The sequence below is a fragment of the Kocuria sp. BT304 genome, from assembly GCF_003290245.1.
In the GTDB taxonomy this organism is placed as follows: Bacteria; Actinomycetota; Actinomycetes; order Actinomycetales; family Micrococcaceae; genus Kocuria; species Kocuria rhizophila_A.
Window position 1 is genome coordinate 2,527,365 of the sequence record NZ_CP030039.1, and the last position, 20,282, is coordinate 2,547,646.

The following is a 20,282-nucleotide window of genomic DNA, read 5'->3' on the forward strand; positions in this document are numbered from 1 at the left end:
TCGGGCTGACGGGAACGGAAAGAATTGGGGGGAATCACGTGAGCGCACGTGTCAAGAACGTCATCGTCAGGTTCCTGGGGATCGTCCTGGGCGCCGCCGTCCTGGGGGCGGCCGTCGGAGGAGGGGTGGCCGTGCTGCGGCCCGAGAGCTTCACGTCCACGACCACCGTGATGGTCACACCGGCGCAGAGTCTGCCCAGCGGTCAGACGGAGACGGTGTCCCAGTACATCCTGAGCAACATGCCCACCTACAACAACCTGGCGATGACCGCCAGCGTCCTGGAGACTGCGGGGGACCACGGCCGGTCCACGGACGAGATCTCCAAGGACCTCACCGTGGAGGTGCCCACGGGGTCGAGCCTCGTGAAGCTGGCGTACTCGGACACCGACCGGGACCGCAGCGCCGCCGTCGCCGACGACCTCGCCGCGGGCCTGCGGGACTCCATCCGCCAGTTCTCGCCGCAGAGCGACGGCACGCCCCAGGTGGACGTCTCGATCGTCCAGAAGGGCGCCGCCGCGGTCACGAGCGACAAGCCCAGCGCCAGCCGGTGGGCCCTGATCGGCGGCACGGTGGGCGGCATCCTGGGCATCGCCGGAGCCCAGGCCCTCACGCGCCGACGCTCCGCACCCCGCCACCACGACGCACAGAGCGCCGCAGGTCAGACCGGCTCGTTCTCGTCATGAAGTGGCGCGATGCCATCTCCATGGACCGGGTCCCGGTCCTGACCCTGATCGTCTTCCTGCTGATCAGCTGGGCCTCCACGGTCTACTTCCTGGACCACTCCGTGGTGACCGTGCCGAGCCCCTTCACGCCGGTGTGGGCGGCGTACAACCACGCCGACGCCGTGCGCCTGATCTCCTGGGCCGTCCTGGGGCTCGTGCTCGCGCTCGTGTTCCCGTTCCCGGGGCGCACCCCGTCCTGGCCCACGCTGCTGAGCACCATCGGGCGGCAGGTGCGTCCCCTCACGTGGCTCTGGGTCCTGATCACGTTCGGGACCATGGCCGCGCTGCTGCTCACCAAAGGCCGCTACATCCTGGAGGCGCCCCAGTACCTGATCTTCATGGCGCCGCCGGCGATCGTGTCCGCCTCGAGCGTCGCCCAGCCCATGGCCGTCCTCGCGGCGGGCTTCCTCTCGGTGCGGCACCCGCTGCTGGGCCGGATCGCCATGGTGTCCTGGCTCGTCCTGCTCTTCGCGTGCGCCACCCGTGTCTTCGCAGGCGTGGTGGTGCTCTACGTGGTGGGCAGGTTTCTGGCCGGGGGCAGGGTGTCCTGGCTCGGGTGGCTCGGCACCGCCGCCATCACGGTGGTGCTGCTGCCCATCCCGCTGTACTGCCGCGACCTCACGGAGCACGGCCTGATCCCGTACGCGCACGCCATGGCCAAGGTGCTCCCGGAACCCTCGTTCTTCAGCGAGTCCCTGCTGACCACCACCAACAGTTTCGGCTTCAGCGTGCCGCTGCTCGTGTTCACGAGCCACGAGTACGGCATCACGGCGCAGGACATGCTGATCTCCCTGAACCCGGGGCCGGGGCGGCTGGTGGGCTGGGACGACATCCTGTTCTCGATGCGTGTCCACGAGTTCATCCCGTACTCGGCCCTGGGCGAGTGGGCGAGCTTCGGCGGATTCAGCCTCATGCTGTTCACGCTCGCGTGGGGACTGGTGGTGCGCGGCTGCCTGCGCAGCGTGGGGACGAACCCGCACCCCACCATGGTGCTGTTCCTGTCCGCACTGCTCGGGATGGCCATGCTCACCGTGGTCATGATCACCCAGTACAACACCCGGGCGGTGAGCCGGATCGTCTCCATGATGATTCTGGCCACGGTGCTCGAACGGGCGCTGCGCCCGCTCACCGCCGCGTTCCTGCGGCGCAGGGCCCTGCGGTCCCGGGCGCCGCGCGGCCCCGTTCTGAGAGGACCCCTCGCCGGTGCGGGCCGGGCATGACGGGACACCGGTGACCCCGGCCCGCACCACCCGCCGCGGGTTCATCGCGCTCGCCGCCGTGACCGCAGTGGGTGTCACGGCGTCGTGCGCACCGGGAGGGGCTCCGGCGCCGCGGGATCCCGCCCCCAGCGCACTGGAGCGGCGCCAGGTGTGGGCGCACATGGTGCCCCAGGGACTGCCCCTGGCCGCGGACCCGGACGTCCACTACGGCAGCGAGCGGCCGCTCTCCCTCGCCCCGGCGGGCACGGGGTACGAGCGCCTCCTCGCCGGCCAGCTCACGCAGGCCCGGGCCGCGGGGCTCACCGGGATGCAGATCCTGCTGCTGGACGGGGTCAACTCCGGCACGGACTTCGTGGCGGACTGGATGTCGGCCGCCGATCCGTCGTGGCAGAACTCGTCGTCCGCGGGCTTCTCGGTGGCCCCGTGCCTGCAGGTCTCGTCCCTGCGCCGCGCCACCTCCATGGTGGAGCAGTACGCGGCGGCCGCGGCCGAGCACCCCTCCGCGGCCCGTTCGGGGGACGCCCTGGTCGTCTGGGTCTACAACGCCCGGTCCCTCTCCCCCGGTGACTGGAACACGCTGCGCGGCACGCTCCACGACCGGGGCACCGACGTGTTCCTGGTCGCGGAGCTGAAGACCCAGGCGAGCCAGCACGGCGACACCCTGGACACCTCGCTCGTGGACCCGTACGCCGGGTCCTTCGACGCGCTGTGGCTGTTCGAGGACAAGGAGACCGAGGTCCTCCACGACGTCGTCTCCTGGGCCGCCGCCCACGATCTTCCCTTCGCCGGGGGCTCGCTGCCCGGCTACGACCGGCAGACCGCTCGCGGCGGCTACGTGGACGCGCGGGGCACCGAGCTCTGGCGCCGCCACCTGGAGAGCCAGCTGGCCGCCCACCCCGCCTGGCTGACCGCCGTCACCTGGAACGACGCCGTGGAGCACACGTCGGTCCAGCCCACCACCGACTGGGGCCGCACGCGCGCGGACCTGCTGGCGCACCACTCCGCGGTCTTCCGGGGCGCGGCCCAGGAGGACTCCGAGGCCCGCGCGTACGCGAGCTCCCCGCAGTACCTGCTCGCCGGCCGGGAGCTGCTGGTGGAGGGTCTCGTGATCAACCACGGCCACACGGCCGTGAGGGTGCGCACGAGGGTCACCTCCGCCGCCGGCCGGACCCTCGCCGAGGCCGTCTCGGAGCCGGTGGCCGCGGGCGGTGTCACGGCCGCCGTGGTCGAACGGACCCTGGACCTGCGCGGAGGTGAGCACGTCGTGGCCGTGGTGGACCTTCTCGACGAGAAGGGGGCGAGAACCGCCGGCGTCCGCGGCGCCCCGGTGGTCGTCTACGACGAGGCGGACCCCGCCGTGCCGTCACCGGACCGCCGCCGCTACTACTCCCTCGGCAGCCACGAGACCACGGACTTCTCCGGGGTGGCGAGACTCGAGCGCGGAGAGGGCCCGGGGCCCTCCGGGATGCACGTCACGACCACGCGGGCCGTGCGGTCCGTGGAGCTGCTCCACAACACCTGGCCCGCCGGTCTCGCGCTCGACGCCACCGGCGTGGGCTACGAGGACCCGCCCGGGAGCATCGTGGGCGGCCAGGAGGTGAGCACCGTCCCGGGCGGGTTCACGATCGCCAGGGTGGTCACCCACGAGGGGCGGATCGCCTACTCGGCACCCGTCCACCACGGGGCCTCCGGCGGGTAGGCCGTCCCGGGCCCGCCACCGGTGGGCCGGCCGGACCGCCCCGGCAACCGCCATGCACGACCGACCGATCAACACAGGGGAGAGAACATGACACACCAGCGACGCCGCCTGGCCACCTTCACGGGCCGTGGCTACGACAAGGGCCGCAGCACCCTGCAGTGCGCGGCGTGGGCGCTCGTCGCGGAGCCGCTGCAGCGCTCCGTGCTGTGCCCCCCACGGGTGCGCACGCGCATCCTGCGCGCGTTCGGCGCGCAAATCGGGGAGGGTACCCTGATCCGCCACGACGTACGGATCCACTGGCCCTGGAAACTGAGCGTGGGCGAGAACTCGTGGATCGGCGTCGGCGCCTGGCTGCTGAACCTGGAGCCCGTCACGATCGGCTCGGACGTGTGCATCTCGCAGGGTGCCATGCTGTGCACTGGCAGCCACCGCGCGGACGACCCCGCGTTCGAGTTCGACAACGCGCCCGTCACCGTGGCCGACGGCGCGTGGATCGCCCTGCGCGCCACGGTCCTGCGCGGCGTGACCGTGGGCGAGGGCGCCGTGGTGGGTGCCACCGCCCTGGTCACCCGTGACGTCCCGGCCGGCGAGCGCGTGCTGGCCCCCGTGGCCGCGAGGGCGTGAGCGGCATGCGGATCCTGCAGATCGTGGCCCTCGTCTCGGGCACCAACGCGTACGGCGGGCCCACCACGGTGGCCTTCAACCAGTGCCGCGCGCTGGCCGACGCCGGTCACGACGTCGTGCTCGCCGCCACCGGTTCCGAGCTGGGCACCCCGCTGCCCACGGAGCGCGACGGCGTGCGCACGGCGCTGTTCCCACCGCACTACGTGCTGCCGGGCGCGGGATTCGCGGGGCTGACGTCCCCCGCGATGCTCTCGTGGGTGCGCCGGGTGGCCCCGAGCGCGGACGTGGTGCACGTGCACATGGCCCGTGACCTGCTGACCCTGCCCTCCGCGCGGCTCGCGCAGCGCGCAGGGACCCGGACGGTGCTGCAGACCCACGGGATGATCGACCCGTCGGAGAACCCGCTGGCAGGCCCGCTCGACGCCGTGCTGACCCGCCGCGTGCTGCGGGACGCCCACCGGATCTTCCACCTCACACCGGGGGAACGCCAGGAGGTGGCGCAGGTGGCCGGCGGTCCCGTGAACCTCGTGGAGTTGCACAACGGCATGCCCGTGAGCACCCAGCCCCGCGCGGTGCGCGAGGATGAGACGTGCCGGGTGCTGTTCCTCGCCCGGCTGCAGGAGCGCAAACGCCCGCTCGCGTTCGTGGCCGCCGCCCGGGCGCTCGCGGGCCGCTTCCCGCACGCCACGTTCACCCTGGTGGGCCCGGACGAGGGCCAGGGGGACGCGGTGCGCCGCGCCATCGAGGACGCCGCCCTGGGGGACCGCCTCACGTGGGCCGGGCCGGTGGACTCGGCCGGTGCCGCGCGGTGGATGCGGGACTCGGACCTCTACGTGCTGCCCTCGGTGGACGAGCCGTACCCCATGTCCGTGCTGGAGGCCATGTCCTCGGGGCTGCCCGTGGTGATCACGGACACGTGCGGTCTGGCGGACACGGTGCGCCGCACGGGCTCCGGGGTGGTCGTGGACGACTCGCAGCAGGACCTCGAGCGCGCCCTGTCCGAGCTGCTCTCCGATCCCGACCTGCGCCGACGCACGGGCCGCACGGCCCGGGAGACCATTGCGCGCGAGTACGGAATGGGCGCCGTGGTGGAGGGGCTGCTGTCCGCGTACGGTGACTGAGCGCACCATTCCCGACCCACCGGTCGGAAAACGTCCCCCGAGCGGGGGACAGGGGGCTGGCCGATCGGCCAGGAAAGGCCTGGTCGACAGTCCAGCGCAGGTCTGGCCGTTCGGCGGTGTCGCAGGGCGGCGGTGGCTCCGTAGCGTAGTTACCACCGGGTCGGAACGGATGCCGCACGGCCTCCGCTCGCGGGGTGACCCGGTGACTGTCACTGGATGACCAACAAGAAGGACACGCACCATGGACATCTTCACCTCCGTCATCCAGAACCTCGGCACCATCGCCGGCATCGTGCTCGACTTCCTGAAGGCCTTCGGGGTGGCCGGCTGATCGAGCCCGTTCCACCCGGGCGGGACGTCGTGCCCCGCCCGATGCTCGTGGCCCCGCGCTGTCGCAGGAGGACCCACGCCGGGGGGCCCGGAACCCTGGCCTTAGGATGGACGGGTGAAGGCCTTACTGCTCGAGAACATCCATTCGGACGCCGTCGACGCCCTGCGCAGCCGGGGATTCGAGGTCGAGACCCGCAAGGGCGCGCTGGACCCCGGGGAGCTGGTCGAGGCGCTGGACGGTGTGGACCTGCTGGGGATCCGCTCCAAGACCCGGGTCACGCGCGAGGTCCTGGAGGCCCATCCCGAGCTGCTGGCCGTGGGCGCGTTCTGCATCGGCACCAATCAGATCGACCTCACGGCGGCCACCGACACCGCCACGGCCGTGTTCAACGCCCCGTTCTCCAACACCCGCTCCGTGGTGGAGCTGGCCCTCGGGGAGATCATCGCCCTGGCCCGCCACCTCACGGACAAGAACACCGCCATGCACCAGGGCGTGTGGCTCAAGTCCGCCGAGGGCTCCCACGAGGTCCGCGGCCGCACGCTCGGCATCGTGGGCTACGGCAACATCGGCAAGCAGCTCTCGGTGGTGGCCGAGGCGTTCGGCATGGACGTCTACTACTACGACATCGTGGACCGCCTGGCCATGGGCAACGCCACCAAGTGCGACTCCCTGGAGCAGCTGCTGACCACGGTGGAGACGGTCACACTGCACGTCGACGGGCGGGAGTCCAACACCGCCATGTTCGGCCGCGAGCAGTTCCGCCGGATGCGCCCGCGCTCCATCTTCCTCAACCTCTCCCGCGGCCACGTGGTGGATCTGGAGGCCCTGCACGAGGCCCTCGTGTCCGGGCACCTGGCCGGCGCCGGGCTGGACGTCTACCCCTCGGAGCCCAAGGCGGCCGGCGAGCCGTTCGTCTCCGAGCTGCAGGGCCTGCCCAACGTGATCCTCACCCCGCACGTGGGCGGTTCCACCGCGGAGGCCCAGGAGAACATCGGCGGCTTCGTCTCGGGCAAGCTGATCGACTACTGCCGCTACGGCACCACCAGCCTGTCCGTGAACTTCCCAGAGGTGCAGCTGGACCCCACCATCCACGGCACCCGCCTGCTGCACGTCCACAGCAACGTGCCCGGTGTGCTGGCGCGCGTGAACTCGGTGCTGGGCGAGCACGGGATCAACGTGGACCGCCAGCAGCTGGTGACCAAGGCCCAGATGGGCTACCTGGTCACGGACTGCGGCAACGGGGTCACCGAGGACGTCGTGGCCGCGGTCAAGGCCCTGCCGGAGACCGTCCGGGTGGCCACCGTCTCCTGACACCGCGCACGACGCCGCCCGCGCACCGCGACCCCGTCGCCCGACCCCGGGCGGCGGGGTCCGTTCATGGGGGCGCCGCCCTGCCTCGCAGGCACCTCCCGGCCCTCTCACCCGGCCGCGGCACCCGCGGGCCCACGGGCGGCGGGCGCGGTCGGCCTCCGGCCGGGTCATTGTTCCGAGTGCACCGCCGCCCGGGTCGGCGCGTTCACAACCTGTCACGAGGGCCTCGCCCGGCGCGCTCCGCGGGGCCCCTCCCCCGTGCGCCCCTACGCTGGAGGGGATCCCCTTTCCCCACGACGATGTGGAGGCGGCCATGAGCCATCCATCCGTGCCCGGCGCGCACCTGAAGAACCTCGACCCGGACCCGCACCGCGGCGAGGAGGTGAACTTCCAGTCCCCCGGGGAGCGGGCACCGGCGGAGAAGCGCCACACCCGCACCATCCGGCTGCTCGGGCTGCTGGGCGGGGCGGCCCTCGCCGCGCTGATCTACGTGCTCATGCCCCAGGAGGTCCCCCACAACGCCAAGCTCACCGCGGCCACTGCCGTGCTGATGGGCGCGTGGTGGATGACCGAGGCCCTGCCCCTGCCGGCCACGGCGCTGCTGCCCCTGGTGGTGTTCCCCACCCTCGGCGAGGAGATCACCTTCGACAAGGTGGGCGCCTCCTACGGCAACAACATCATCTTCCTGTTCATGGGCGGGTTCCTGCTGGCCCTGGCCATGCAGCGCTGGAACCTGCACCGCCGGATCGCCCTGCTCACCGTCAAGGTCATGGGCACCAAACCCTCCCAGATGGTCGCCGGGTTCATGGTGGCCACGGGCTTCCTGTCCATGTGGGTCTCCAACACCGCCACGGCCGTGATGATGCTGCCGATCGGCGTGTCCGTGCTGCTGCTGGTCACCAGGATCGGCTCGGGGGACGCCACGGAGGCCTCCCCCGCCGCGGGCGGGGAGGCCAGCGCGACGACGGACGGCACCGCGAGGACGGACGGCACCATCGGCCCCGGCGGCGTCGACGGCCCGGCCGGTGAGGTGGACCTGCAGGACGAGCAGGTCAAGGAGGACGTGGTCAAGTCCAACTTCGGCACCTCGCTGATGCTGGGGATCGCGTACGCGGCGTCGATCGGCTCGCTCGGCACGATCATCGGCACCCCGCCCAACACGCTCATGGCGGGCTACCTCTCGGACGCGCACGGGATCACCATCGGCTTCGGGCAGTGGATGCTCGTGGGCGTCCCGCTGGCCGTGGTGCTGCTGGCCCTGTGCTGGCTGCTGCTCACCCGGGTCCTGTTCAAGCCGGAGATCAGCGAGATCCCCGGCGGCCGTGAGCTGATCGCGGAGGAGCTGCACAAGCTCGGCCCCATGTCCTCCGGCGAGAAGCGTGTGCTCACGTTGTTCGTGCTCGCGGCCCTCGCGTGGATCCTGGTGCCGGTGCTGTTCGACAAGCCGATGATCTCGGACGCCGGGATCGCCATGGTCGTGGGCCTGCTGCTGTTCCTGTGCCCGGCCGGTGCCGCCCCCGGCGTGCGGCTGCTGGACTGGGAGTCCGCGGTCAAGCTGCCGTGGGGCGTGCTGCTGCTCTTCGGCGGCGGCCTGGCGCTGTCCGCGCAGTTCTCGGGCTCGGGGCTCACCGAGTGGATCGGGGAGAAGGCCCAGGGCCTGGGCGGGCTGCCCGTGGTGCTGCTGGTGCTGCTCATGGCCGGCGGGATCCTGCTGCTCACGGAGCTCACGTCCAACACGGCCACCGCGGCCACGTTCCTGCCGGTGGCTGGCGGCGTGGCCATGGGCATCGGCGTGGACCCCATGCTGCTGGCCATCCCGGTGGCACTGGCCGCCACGTGCGCGTTCATGCTCCCGGTGGCCACCCCGCCCAACGCCATCGCGTTCGGCTCCGGGTACGTGGCGGTCAGTCAGATGATCCGCGGCGGTGCGTGGCTCAACCTCATCGCGCTGGTGCTGATCACCATCACCACCATGACGCTCGGCGTGTGGGTCTTCGGCCTCGCCTTCTGAGCCCGTCCCGCCGGGCCCACGACGCCGCCGCGCATCTGCGGGTGCCCGGCGGCGTCGTCGTGCGGGGCGCGGGGGCGTGCCGGGGCCGGGGCGCGCACGGAGACCAGCCGGCCCGTGCGCGCGGGGGCAGGGGGTGCAGGGAGAGAGGCCCCGCGAGGCAGTGCGGGGCGTGCAGCCCGTTCCGCGGGCGTGCACGCACGCGAAGGCCCCGGGGTCGCGCGGGGCGACTCCCGGGGCCGTGGCGGGTCCTGGGCGGACCTGGGGGACCTACTTCTTCTTGGAGGCCTTGCCCGAGGCGCGGGAGCTCTTGGCGGCGCCCTTGCCACCGGCCACGGACTTCGCCGCGGCCTTCTCGGTGCGGGCGCCCGCGTGCTCGAGCACGCCCGAGCCGGACTCGATGTGCGAGCGCATGAACCACTGGAACAGCTCGAGGCCGCGGACCTGGCTGATCAGCATGTCCTCGGTGATGGGGTCCACGTCGCTCACGCGGGCGAGCGCCTCGCGGTGGTCGGTGATCACGCCGTCGTACACGAGGTCCAGGGCCGCGAGGTGCTCCACGCCCGGGGCGCGGTTGACGTCGTAGTCGTCCCACGTGCGCTCGGCCACGATGGCCCCGGGGAGCCCGTTGGGGGACACGCCCATGGTGGCCATGCGCTCGGCGAGCTCGTCCACGTAGCCGCGGACCTCGTCGATCTGCGGGTCCAGCATCTCGTGCACCGCGATGAAGTTGGGGCCCACCACGTTCCAGTGGGCGTGCTTGAGGGTCAGCTGCAGGTCGTTGAGCGCGTGCAGGCGCTGCTGCAGGATCTCGGCCACGGCGTGGCCCTGCTCGGTGGAGAGACCGGGGACGGTGAACGCGGCGGTCCGCGTGGACTTCTTGGCCATGACAACCTCCTGGTGGGTCGTGCACCGGCGCGGGATCGCACCGGGCCCGACTTATGTGATGAATTCAGAATAACAAGCCGACGGCGAGCGCACCAGGATGCGCACGACGTCCCGCCCCTCCCCGGGATTGGTGATCCAGCTCACGAGCCCTAGGGTGGGGAGAAATACCTGAGACCTGGAGTATCGGATGAGCGCCTACCCCCATCTTCTGTCCCCGCTGCGCGTGGGCTCCCTGACCCTTCCGCACCGCGTGATCATGGGTTCCATGCACACGGGCCTCGAGGAGACCCCGGGCGGTGAGCACGAGCTCGCACGCTTCTACGTGGAGCGCGTGCGCGGCGGCGCGGGGCTGATCGTCACGGGCGGTGTGTCCCCCAACGAGGAGGGCGCCGCACGCGAGGGCGGGGCCCACCTGAGCGCCGAGGAGCAGCTGCCCCCGCACCGCACCGTCACGGACGCCGTGCACGCGGAGGGCGGGCTGATCGCCCTGCAGCTGATGCACAGCGGCCGGTACGCGATGCACGCGGACGCCGTGGCGCCCTCGCCCGTGCGCGCCCCGATCAACAGGGTGACCCCGCGCGAGCTGAGCACCGAGGACGTCGAGCGCACGGTCGAGGACTTCGCGCACGCCGCACTCCTCGCGCAGCGGGCCGGCTACGACGGCGTGGAGATCATGGGCTCGGAGGGGTACCTGATCAACGAGTTCCTGGTGGAGCACACCAACCGGCGCACGGACCGCTGGGGCGGTTCCCCCGAGGCCCGCCGGCGCTTCGCGGTGGAGGTCGTGCGCCGGGTGCGCGAGGCCACCGGACCGGAGTTCCTCATCATGTACCGGCTCTCCGCCCTGGACCTGGTCCAGGACGCCCAGGAGTTCGACCAGGTGCTGGCCCTGGGGCGGGAGGTCGAGGCGGCGGGCGCGTCGGTGATCAACACCGGCATCGGGTGGCACGAGGCCAGGATCCCCACGATCGCCACGAGCGTCCCGCCCGCGGGCTTTACGTGGGTCAGCCGTGCCCTGCGCGAGCACCTGAGCGTGCCCGTGGCGGCCGTGAACCGCATGAACACCCCCGAGATCGGCGAGGCCGTGATCGAGCGCGGGGACGCGGACCTCGTGTGCCTGGCCCGCCCGTTCCTCGCGGACCCGCAGTTCGTGGCCAAGGCCCGCGCCGAGCGCCCGGACGAGATCAACACGTGCATCGCGTGCAACCAGGCGTGCCTGGACCACACGTTCTCCGGCAAGCGGATGTCCTGCCTGGTCAACCCGCGGGCCATGCGCGAGGACGAGCTGGTCCTGGGCCCCACCCGCACCGCCGAGCGGATCGCCGTGGTGGGCGCCGGCCCCGCGGGCCTGGCCTTCGCGGAGGCGGCCGCCCAGCGGGGGCACCGCGTGACTGTCTTCGAGGAGCACACCGAGATCGGCGGCCAGTTCCAGCTCGCCCGGCTCATCCCGGGCAAGGAGGACTACGCCCATACCATCCGCTACTTCCGCACGCGCCTCGCGGAGCTCGGGGTCACTGTGCACACGGGCCGCACCGCCACGGCCGCGGACCTCGACTTCGCGGACCGGGTGGTGCTCGCCACCGGCGTGAGCCCGCGCGTCCCCGGGATCCCCGGTGAGGACGGTCCCTCGGTGCTCGGCTACAAGGAGGTGCTCGCGGGAGCGCCCGTGGGCGAGCGCGTGGCGATCATCGGCGGCGGCGGCATCGGATTCGACGTCGCCCACTTCCTCACGCACGACCCCCACGCGGACTTCTACCGGGAGTGGGGCGTGGACCGCACGCTCGAGGCGCGCGGCGGGCTGCTGCGCCCCGAGCCCGCGGCCCCGCTGCGCCGGGTCACCGTGCTGCAGCGCACCCCGGGCAAGCCGGGCGCGCGGCTGGGCACCACCACGGGGTGGATCCACCGCGCCGAGCTGCGCATGGCGGACGTCGAGTTCGTCACGGGCGTGCAGTACCAGCGCATCGACGAGCAGGGCCTGCACGTGCTCGTCCCGGCACCCGAGCCCGCCGAACCGCAGGGGGCAGCGGCCTCCCGTGCGTCCGGGGGCACGACGCCGCCGCGTTCCGGTGGCGCGCCCGCCGCCCGCCACGAGGCCCCCGGCGGGGCGCAGGCCACCGTGGTGGCCGAGGCGCCCGGCCTCGTGGAGCTGCTCGTTCCCGCGGACACCGTGGTGCTGTGCGCGGGGCAGGAGTCCCGCGCAGAGCTCGCGTCCGAGCTCACCGGGGACCGCCCGGTGCACGTGGTGGGAGGCGCGCACGTGGCCTCGGAGCTCGATGCCAAGCGGGCCATCAAGGAGGCCGTGGAGCTCGCCGCGTCCCTGCCCTGAGGCCCAGCGCGCGCGGCGTCGTCGTCCGCGCTGTCACCGCCCACCCAGCCGAGCCGGTTAGTATTCAGGGAACTGTCCACGACCGCGTGCCGCACCGCTCCCCCAGCGGCAGCACGCAGCACACCGCCGCTGGCTGACCGAGGAAGGAGGCGGGATGGGTTTCTGGACCGGGCTCGAGAACGGGATCGAGAAGGCCGTCCGCACCGCTTTCACCGCAGGTTCCCGCAAGCGCGTGGAGGCCGTGGAGATCGCCAGTGCGCTGCGCCGCGAGCTGGACCAGGAGTCCTTCACCGTCTCCGGCGGGCGCACCATGGCCCCGAACGTGTTCACGGTGGAGTTCTCCGACGACGACTTCCCGCGTGCCCAGGAGTGGGGCGTGCAGCTGGCCGAGGAGCTGTGCGACGTGGTCATCCGCCACGCCCGTTCCCAGGCCTACACGCTGCAGGGCGCGGTGCGCGTGAGCTTCGTGCGCCAGTCCGAGCTGGAGGCCGGGGAGTTCCGCATCCTGTCCTCGTTCGAGCGCACGAGCACCCCGCAGGCCCCCGTGGACGCCGGGACCTCCGCGCGTGCGCCGCAGCCCCCGGCTCCCGCCCCGCACGCCCGGGCCAGCCAGCCCCGGCAGCCCCTCCCCGGCGAGCACGACCGGCCGCGCACCGTGGCCCCCTCGGACGGCGTGCCCCGCGTGCCCGTGATCGAGGTGGGCACCGAGCGGTTCTCCCTCAACGCGGACAGCGTGAGCGTGGGCCGCTCCGCGGAGGCGGACATCACCGTGGAGGACACCGGGGTCTCCCGCAAGCACCTGGAGATCCGCCGCCAGGGCCCCACCTTCCTGGCCGTGGACCTCGGCTCCACGAACGGTTCGTACGTGGACGGCCAGCGGATCCAGGGGCGGGCGCAGCTCGTGGACGGCTCCGTGATCACCATGGGACGCACCAGGCTGGTCTTCCGCCTGCTCGTCCCGAAGGAGAGGCGCTGACGTGTCCGAACTGACCGTGACCCTGCTGCGCTTCGGCTTCCTGGCGCTGCTGTGGATCTTCATCGCCGCCGTGGTCTTCTCCCAGGCGCGTGACCTCACCGTGAGCGGCAGGGCCCGCTCCGCCTCGCGCGGCCGCACGCGCACCGCGGTGGTCCCCGAGGAGCCCGAGGCACGCCGTGCCGAACCCGCACGGCAGCCCGCACCGACCACGGGCGGCTCGCGCCACCGGCCCCAGCAGCTCGTGGTCCTGGAGGGCCCGCTCGCGGGCAGTAGCTACCAGCTGGGCTCGGCCCCGGTGATGCTCGGGCGCTCCCCCGAGGCCACGGTCCCGCTCGAGGACGACTACGCCTCCGGCCGCCACGCCCGGCTGTTCCCGCAGGGCTCCCGCTGGTTCCTGGAGGACCTCGGCTCGACCAACGGCACGTTCGTGCAGGGCCAGAAGCTCTCCCGCGCCACCGCCGTGGACCCGGGCGTGCAGTTCCGGGTGGGCCGCACCGTGATGGAACTGAGGCCGTAGCCCATGCCCATCGCCTTCCGCTACGCCGCGCGCTCCGACGTGGGCCGCGTGCGCTCCAAGAACGACGACTCCGCCTACGCCGGGCGCTACCTCGCGGTGGTGGCCGACGGCATGGGCGGGCACGTGGGCGGTGACGTGGCCTCCGCGTCCGCGGTGATCGACCTGACCCACCTGGACCACGCGGGCCACCGGGGCGAGGCCGAGACCGTGCTCGCGGACGAGATCCAGAACGCGAACCAGAACCTCGCGAAGCTCGTGCAGTCCAACCCCCGCCTGGGCGGGATGGGCACCACCGTGACCGCCCTGTTGATCGACGGGGACGAGATCTCCGTGGCCCACATCGGGGACTCCCGCGCCTACCGGCTCTCCGAGACGGAGGGCTTCCAGCAGGTCACCACGGACCACACCTTCGTGCAGCGCCTGATCGACGAGGGCCGGCTGCAGCCCGAGGAGGCGGAGACCCACCCCCACAAGAACGTGCTGATGCGCGTGCTCGGGGACGTGGACGCTTCCCCCGAGTTGGAGGTCCGCGTCGTCCGCCCGGGCGTGGGCGAGCGCTGGCTGCTGTGCTCGGACGGGCTCAACGCCGTGGTCAACGCCCGGACCATCGAGAACGTGATGCGCTCCACCGGGGACCTCAACCAGATCGTGAACTCCCTCGTGGAGCTCACCCTGGACCGGGGCGCCCCGGACAACGTGACCGTGGTGGTCGTGCAGGTGGACGAGATCCCCCCGGGGGACGAGGCGCACCCCATGACCGGCGAGGGCCACGGCGCCATCCCGGACGAGTCCCGCACCTCGGACGAGCGGCTGCGCGTGGAGACCGTCGAAAAGCACTGGGACGGCCCCATGGACTCCCCCGTGGCCGGGGGCGGCGTCGACTACCGTGAACCCGGCCGCCAGGAGCCGCCGGCACCGCCGGAACCCGCGCAGTCCTCGGCCTCCGTGCTGCGCCAGGACCTGGCCGAGCGCCCCCACCTGCTCGTGGGCGCGGCCGCCAACGCCACCCAGACCGGGCGGATCCCCACCGTCTCGGACTCGGCCATGGCCCGCCGCGCCACCATGCTCTCCACGTCCACCCTGGACGAGACCACCGATCCCGCCGAGGTCCGCAGCCTGCTGCGGCGCAAGGGCGAGGATCCCGCACCGCCGTCCACGCGGCGTCGTGCGGTGTGGGTGGCGGGCGCCGTGGTGCTCGCCGTGGCCCTCATGCTGGGCGGCTGGGGAGCCCGCGCCTGGACCTCCTCCCAGTACTACGTGGGCGAGGACCAGGGCAGGGTGGCCGTGTACCAGGGCGTCTCCCAGAGCCTCGGGCCCATCTCGCTGAGCGATCTGGACTCCACCACGGACGTGCGCGTGGAATCCCTGCCCCAGTACGCCCAGGAGCGCGTGCGCGCCACGATTCCGGCGGGCAGCCGGGACGAGGCCGAGAAGATCGTGTCCGAGCTGAAGACCTCCAGCGGGCCCGGCCCGCACCCCACCGGTCGCGTGACCGTCACGACCCCCACCCCGGACCCCTCGTCCAGCGCGAGCGGCTCAGGCTCCCCGAGCTCCTCCGCGTCCACCTCGGGAGGTGGTGACTCGTGAGCAGGCCCGCCGCGAACCCCGCCGCCGCACCCGGTCACGAGCGCACCGTGCGCCCCCGGCCGCGCCGGGTCACCGAGCTCCTGCTGCTGCTGCTCGCCCTGTGCATCGGGGTGGGCGCGAACATCCTGGTGGACCCCGAGCAGCTGGACAAGGATCCCGGGCACATCATCGTGAGCGGCTCCGTGCTCGGCGTGGGCGCCCTGCTGGTGCACGTGGTGCTGTGGATCCGCGCGCGCTACGCGGACCCCTACCTGCTGCCCCTGGCGGTGGCCCTCAACGGGCTGGGCCTGGCGATGATCCACCGCATCGACCTCTCCACCGGCCAGACCGCCGCCAACACCCAGGTGGTGTGGACCGCCGTGGCCATGGCCGTGTGCTGCGCGGTGCTGTGGCTCCTCAAGGACCATCGGCGGCTGCGCAACGTCACCTACACCATGCTGCTGCTCTCCGCGGTGCTGCTGGTGCTGCCCATGGTCCCGGGCCTCGGTGTGGAGATCAACGGCGCGCGGCTGTGGATCTCGATCGCCGGGCGCACCTTCCAGCCCGGTGAGATCGCCAAGATCACGCTGGCCGTGTTCTTCGCGGGCTACCTCTCCACCAACCGGGACCTCATCCTGCTGGCCGGGCGCAAGATCGGCCCCGTGCGGCTGCCCCGCTTCAAGGACGTCGCGCCCATGCTCGCCGCGTGGGTCATCGCGATCGGCGTGCTGGTGCTGCAGAAGGACATGGGCACCGCCATCATGTTCTTCGGCCTGTTCCTGGCCATGGTCTACCTGGCCACCGGTCGCCTCGGCTGGATCGTGCTGGGCGTGGTGCTGATGCTCGTGGGCGGCTTCGCGGCCAGCCGCGTGTTCTCCCACGTGAGCCTGCGCCTGGACGCGTGGCTCGACGCCTTCGACCCCGAGGTCTACAACCGCTCCCCCGGCGGCTCCGCGCAGATCGTGCAGGGGCTCTTCGGCCTCGCCTCGGGCGGGCTGTTCGGCCAGGGCCTGGGCCAGGGCCGCCCGGACCTGGTCTCCTACTCCAACTCGGACATGATCATCACGGCCTTCGGCGAGGAGCTCGGGCTCATCGGGCTCGGCGCGATCCTGGTGATGTTCCTGCTCTTCGCCACGCGCGGGCTGCGCGCGGCCCTGGGCACCCGGGACGCGTTCGGCAAGCTGCTCGCGGCCGGGCTGTCCGCGCTCATGGTGCTGCAGCTGTTCATCGTGGTGGGCGGCGTGACCCGCCTGCTGCCGCTGACCGGTCTGACCACGCCGTTCATGTCCGCCGGCGGTTCGTCCCTGCTGTCCAACTGGATCATCGTGGCCATCCTGCTGGCCATCTCCCACAGCGCCCGCCGCCCGGTGGCCACCGGCCCCGCCACGGACGAGGACCTCGCCTCCTTCGAACGACGCCGCCGCGCCCGCGAGGAGCAGCGCGCCCAGGACCGCACCCCGGACCGGGACAACGGCCCCGCCGTGGCGGACGCCGACGCTCCCACGGAGCTCACGCCGGCCACCTCTCTGACCTCCTCCGGCGTGCCCGAGCACGCCTCCCCGCTGGAGTCCTCGGACACCGGCTCGGCCACCGAGGTGATGTCCCGCATCACCCACCGCTCCGGTGCACCGGGTGCGGGGGAGCGCTCCGGTGAGCGTTCCGCGGGCCGGTCCGGCGCGCAGGACGGCGCGCGTGGAGCGGGCACCGGGGCGGCGTCGTCGTCCGGGGACGAGTCCCGTGGGAGCAGCACGAAGCCGGCCGAGGGCGCGGCCGAGCAGGAAGGGGGGACCCCGTGAACAAGGCGATCCGCAGGATGTGGCTGATGGTCGCGGCCATCGTCATGGTGCTGCTGCTGACCCTGACCTACGTGCAGTTCTTCGCGGCGAACGCCCTGCAGGCCAACCCGTGGAACAACCGCACGCTGTACGAGCAGTTCGGCCAGGACCGCGGCTCGATCCTGGTGGACGGCAAGGAGATCGCCAAGTCCGTTCCCGCGGACGACGACTTCGAGCACCAGCGCGTGTACGCGGACTCCCCGCTGTACTCCAACCTCACGGGCTACTTCTCCCTGGTCTACGGCGCCACCGGACTCGAGTCCACCCTGGGCGACGAGCTCTCGGGGGCCTCGGACGACCAGTTCTACGACCGCGTGATGTCCCTGTTCTCCGGGGACCAGCCCAAGGGCGCCTCCGTGGAGCTCACGCTGGACTCCACGCTGCAGAAGGTGGCCTACGACGCCCTGGAGGGCCACAACGGCTCGATCGTGGCCGTGGACCCCAAGACCGGCGAGATCAAGGCCATGGTCTCCCGCAAGAGCTACGACGCCAACGCCATGTCCTCCCACAACACTGACAAGGTGGTGGCCGCCGCGGACCAGCTCAACGCGGACCCGGACAAGCCGCTCGTGAACCGAGCGATCGGCGGGGACCTCTACTCCCCGGGCTCCACGTTCAAGCTCATCGACACCGTGGCGGCCCTGGAGTCCGGCAAGTACACCACGGACTCCACCCTGCAGAACCCCGGTGAGCTGCCCCTGCCGGACACCACCGTGACCCTGCCCAACTACCGGCAGGGCGGCTGCTCCGCACGCACGCAGGTCAACCTGCAGTTCGCCCTGGAGCAGTCCTGCAACACGCCGTTCGCGCAGCTGGCCATGGACCTCGGCCAGGACAAGATCCGCCAGACCGCGGAGAACTTCGGCTACGGCCAGAAGCTGAGCATTCCGCTGGACGTGACCCCCTCCGTGTTCCCCCAGGACATGAACCAGGCGCAGCTCGCACTGTCCTCCATCGGGCAGTACGACGTCCGCACCACTCCCCTGCAGGTGGCCATGACGTCCGCGGCGATCGCCAACGACGGCGTGATGATGAAGCCCAGCCTGGTCAAGAACGTGCGCTCCTCGGACCTGTCCGTGATCGACCAGTTCAAGGCCGAGCAGCTGCGCCGCTCCACGGACGCGGACACCGCCCACACCGTCACCGACCTCATGACCTCCGTGGTGGACAACGGCATCGCCCGCGGTGCCGCCGTCCCGGGCGTCAAGGTGGCCGGCAAGACCGGCACGGCGGAGATCGGCAAGGACGGATTGAACGATTCATGGTTCACTGGATTCGCGCCCGCCGATGACCCCCAATTGGCGGTGGCCGTGGTGATCGAGGACGTGGACGTCACCACAGGGTCCACCCTGACCAGCCCCAGCGCACGGCAACTCTTCGAGGCGGTGTTGAACAAGTGAGACCATCGTCGAACACCATTCTGGGCGGTCGCTACGCGCTCACGGAACGAATTGCCATCGGTGGCATGGGCGAGGTGTGGAAGGCCAAGGACCAGGTCCTGGGCCGCATCGTGGCCGTGAAGATCCTCAAGGACGAGTACAACGGCGATCCCACGTTCCTGCAGCGCTTCCGTGCCGAGGCGCGGCACACCGCCCTGCTCAACCACCCCGGGGTGGCCAACGTCTTCGACTACGGCGAGGACGAGGGCTCCGCGTTCCTGGTCATGGAGCTGGTCCCGGGTGAGCCGCTGTCCAACATCATCGACCGGCAGAAGACGCGGGACGCGGACACCGTGCTCAACTACATCGGCCAGACCGCCCGCGCGCTGGCCGCCGCGCACGCGCAGGGCCTGGTGCACCGGGACGTGAAGCCCGGGAACCTGATCATCACCCCGGACAACCGGGTCAAGGTCACGGACTTTGGCATCGCGCGCCTCGCGGACCAGGTGCCGCTCACGGCCACCGGGCAGGTGATGGGCACCGCCCAGTACCTGGCTCCCGAGCAGGCCACCGGGCAGACCGCCACGGGCTCCTCAGACATCTACTCCCTCGGCATCATCGGCTACGAGCTGCTCGCGGGGCGCCGGCCGTTCACCGGGGAGTCGCAGATCGCGATCGCCCTGGCGCAGGTCAACGACAACCCCCCGCCCCTGCCGGACTCCGTGCCGGAGCCGGTGCGTGCGCTGATCATGTCCATGCTCGCGAAGGACCCGGAGGACCGTCCGGAGAACGCGGGCAAGCTCGCCAACGCCGTGGACGCGCTGCGCCGCGGGGACCTCAAGTCCGCGGTGGCCATGGTGCCCGGGATGGCCCCGTGGCTCTCGGAGGCCAGCACGCAGGACGAGCAGCCCACCGAGGCGATGGCGCCGGTGTCCGGGCCGAGCACGCGTGCCATGCCCGGCACCGCCGTGTCCTCGACCGTGGGCACGGGCTCCGCGGCGGCCGCTGCGCGCCCCGACCCCGAGTACAGCGCCCACCCCTCCACCGCGCAGTTCGACGCCGTGGACCAGTCCCGGCGGACCGGCGGCTCCGCGGCGTCGGGCACGTCCAAGCGCTCCGTGTGGGCGTGGCTGCTGCCGCTGCTCGCGCTGCTGGTGGTCGCGGCCGTGGCGGGCGTGTGGTTCCTGACCACGCGGGACACCGAGGACTCCCCCGCGCCGGGAACCGTGACCTCCTCGACCGTGAGCCCCACCAGGGCGAGCACCGTGACCCTTCCCCGGGACATCGTGGGCAAGGACGCGGACCAGGTCTCCAACGAGATCGTGGCCCTGGGCGTGAACGTGGACAAGCGTCTGCAGCGCGACACCGGGCGCACCGCGAACACGGTGGTCTCCTCGGACCCCGCCGGCGGCACGGAGGTGGAGGTCGGCTCCACCGTGGTCATGTACGTCGCGTGGGAGCCCGCCGCCCAGCCCAGCAAGGGCACGGGCACGGACGGCGGCAGTGCGCCGTCGTCCACCCCGCAGCGCAGCGAGGCGCCCGAGCAGCCGGGCCCCTCGATCCCCGGCAACTCGGTGCCCCCGGCCGCCCCCAACGGTGACGGCGCCACGCAGGGCGCGGCACCCGGCAACGAGCCCTCGGCCGGCACCGGGGACCAGGGCGCGCAGGCCGGCGGCACCACCGAGGGCTCCACCGCCCCGCAGGACTCCGGCGCCGTGGCGGCGCCGTCCCCCGGCACCGGTTCGGACGGGTAGGGGCC

General features: G+C 72.2%; 15 protein-coding genes. 14 read left to right on the top strand and 1 reads right to left on the bottom strand.

Annotated elements, in window-relative coordinates; translation table 11 throughout:
- Window positions 1–38 precede the first annotated feature (38 nt).
- The 7 genes from DNL27_RS11085 (at window position 39) to DNL27_RS11115 (ending at window position 9,039) form a co-directional block, all read left to right on the top strand.
- Entirely contained in the window at window positions 39–683 is a 645-nt protein-coding gene (locus DNL27_RS11085) for a hypothetical protein (protein WP_012399119.1), read from the top strand.
- The gene (locus DNL27_RS11090; protein ID WP_112235577.1) at window positions 680–1,942 is read left to right on the top strand and encodes a hypothetical protein; all 1,263 of its coding nucleotides are present in this window, start codon (window positions 680–682) and stop codon (window positions 1,940–1,942) included. The genes DNL27_RS11085 and DNL27_RS11090 overlap by 4 nt, the downstream gene beginning before the upstream one ends.
- 10 nt (window positions 1,943–1,952) lie before the next feature.
- Complete coding sequence (locus tag DNL27_RS11095; protein WP_162627133.1) at window positions 1,953–3,641, top strand: hypothetical protein; 1,689 nt, start codon at window positions 1,953–1,955, stop codon at window positions 3,639–3,641.
- Between the two features lie 87 nt (window positions 3,642–3,728).
- Window positions 3,729–4,265 carry a DapH/DapD/GlmU-related protein gene (locus DNL27_RS11100; RefSeq protein WP_012399122.1) on the top strand — a complete coding sequence of 179 codons (537 nt, stop codon included), beginning with the start codon at window positions 3,729–3,731 and terminating at the stop codon, window positions 4,263–4,265.
- Window positions 4,266–4,270: 5 nt separating this feature from the next.
- Window positions 4,271–5,386 carry a glycosyltransferase gene (locus DNL27_RS11105; protein ID WP_112235579.1) on the top strand — a complete coding sequence of 372 codons (1,116 nt, stop codon included), beginning with the start codon at window positions 4,271–4,273 and terminating at the stop codon, window positions 5,384–5,386.
- Window positions 5,387–5,831: 445 nt separating this feature from the next.
- Window positions 5,832–7,028 (top strand): phosphoglycerate dehydrogenase, encoded by a 1,197-nt coding sequence (serA, locus tag DNL27_RS11110; RefSeq protein WP_112235580.1) that lies wholly within the window; start codon window positions 5,832–5,834, stop codon window positions 7,026–7,028.
- Window positions 7,029–7,341: 313 nt separating this feature from the next.
- Window positions 7,342–9,039: a DASS family sodium-coupled anion symporter gene (locus tag DNL27_RS11115; protein WP_167528088.1), complete on the top strand. Its 1,698-nt coding sequence runs from the start codon at window positions 7,342–7,344 to the stop codon at window positions 9,037–9,039.
- A gap of 267 nt (window positions 9,040–9,306) precedes the next feature.
- Here the strand turns inward: DNL27_RS11115 and DNL27_RS11120 are convergent, their stop codons facing one another.
- A complete protein-coding gene (locus tag DNL27_RS11120) occupies window positions 9,307–9,924 on the bottom strand; it encodes a Dps family protein (RefSeq protein ID WP_012399127.1) in 618 nt (205 codons plus the stop codon).
- 187 nt (window positions 9,925–10,111) lie between these two features.
- On the opposite strand from DNL27_RS11120, the gene DNL27_RS11125 reads away from it, so the two are divergent.
- From DNL27_RS11125 to DNL27_RS11155, 7 genes are all read left to right on the top strand, one after another.
- Window positions 10,112–12,250, top strand: a complete 2,139-nt coding sequence (locus DNL27_RS11125; RefSeq protein WP_112235581.1) for an NADPH-dependent 2,4-dienoyl-CoA reductase — start codon at window positions 10,112–10,114, stop codon at window positions 12,248–12,250.
- A 154-nt stretch (window positions 12,251–12,404) separates the two neighbouring features.
- A complete protein-coding gene (locus tag DNL27_RS11130) occupies window positions 12,405–13,226 on the top strand; it encodes a DUF3662 and FHA domain-containing protein (protein ID WP_112235582.1) in 822 nt (273 codons plus the stop codon).
- Between the two features lies 1 nt (window position 13,227).
- Complete coding sequence (locus tag DNL27_RS11135; RefSeq protein WP_012399130.1) at window positions 13,228–13,743, top strand: FHA domain-containing protein; 516 nt, start codon at window positions 13,228–13,230, stop codon at window positions 13,741–13,743.
- Window positions 13,744–13,746: 3 nt separating this feature from the next.
- Window positions 13,747–15,330, top strand: a complete 1,584-nt coding sequence (locus DNL27_RS11140) for a PP2C family serine/threonine-protein phosphatase (RefSeq protein WP_112235583.1) — start codon at window positions 13,747–13,749, stop codon at window positions 15,328–15,330.
- A complete protein-coding gene (locus tag DNL27_RS11145) occupies window positions 15,327–17,105 on the top strand; it encodes an FtsW/RodA/SpoVE family cell cycle protein (protein WP_112235584.1) in 1,779 nt (592 codons plus the stop codon). Before DNL27_RS11140 ends, DNL27_RS11145 begins: the two co-directional genes overlap by 4 nt.
- Entirely contained in the window at window positions 17,102–18,544 is a 1,443-nt protein-coding gene (locus tag DNL27_RS11150) for a penicillin-binding protein 2 (RefSeq protein ID WP_112235585.1), read from the top strand. Before DNL27_RS11145 ends, DNL27_RS11150 begins: the two co-directional genes overlap by 4 nt.
- Window positions 18,541–20,277, top strand: coding sequence for a serine/threonine-protein kinase (locus DNL27_RS11155; RefSeq protein WP_112235586.1), 1,737 nt, complete (start codon window positions 18,541–18,543; stop codon window positions 20,275–20,277). Before DNL27_RS11150 ends, DNL27_RS11155 begins: the two co-directional genes overlap by 4 nt.
- The last annotated feature ends 5 nt before the right edge of the window (window positions 20,278–20,282 follow it).

Excerpts from the sequence above, each read along its gene's own strand:
- DNL27_RS11140 (WP_112235583.1), top strand. The coding sequence starts at position 13,747 with ATGCCCATCGCCTTCCGCTACGCCGCGCGCTCCGACGTGGGCCGCGTG.
- DNL27_RS11100 (WP_012399122.1), top strand. The coding sequence starts at position 3,729 with ATGACACACCAGCGACGCCGCCTGGCCACCTTCACGGGCCGTGGCTAC.
- DNL27_RS11090 (WP_112235577.1), top strand. The coding sequence starts at position 680 with ATGAAGTGGCGCGATGCCATCTCCATGGACCGGGTCCCGGTCCTGACC.
- DNL27_RS11105 (WP_112235579.1), top strand. The coding sequence starts at position 4,271 with ATGCGGATCCTGCAGATCGTGGCCCTCGTCTCGGGCACCAACGCGTAC.
- DNL27_RS11120 (WP_012399127.1), bottom strand. The coding sequence starts at position 9,924 with ATGGCCAAGAAGTCCACGCGGACCGCCGCGTTCACCGTCCCCGGTCTC.
- DNL27_RS11130 (WP_112235582.1), top strand. The coding sequence starts at position 12,405 with ATGGGTTTCTGGACCGGGCTCGAGAACGGGATCGAGAAGGCCGTCCGC.
- DNL27_RS11125 (WP_112235581.1), top strand. The coding sequence starts at position 10,112 with ATGAGCGCCTACCCCCATCTTCTGTCCCCGCTGCGCGTGGGCTCCCTG.
- DNL27_RS11115 (WP_167528088.1), top strand. The coding sequence starts at position 7,342 with ATGAGCCATCCATCCGTGCCCGGCGCGCACCTGAAGAACCTCGACCCG.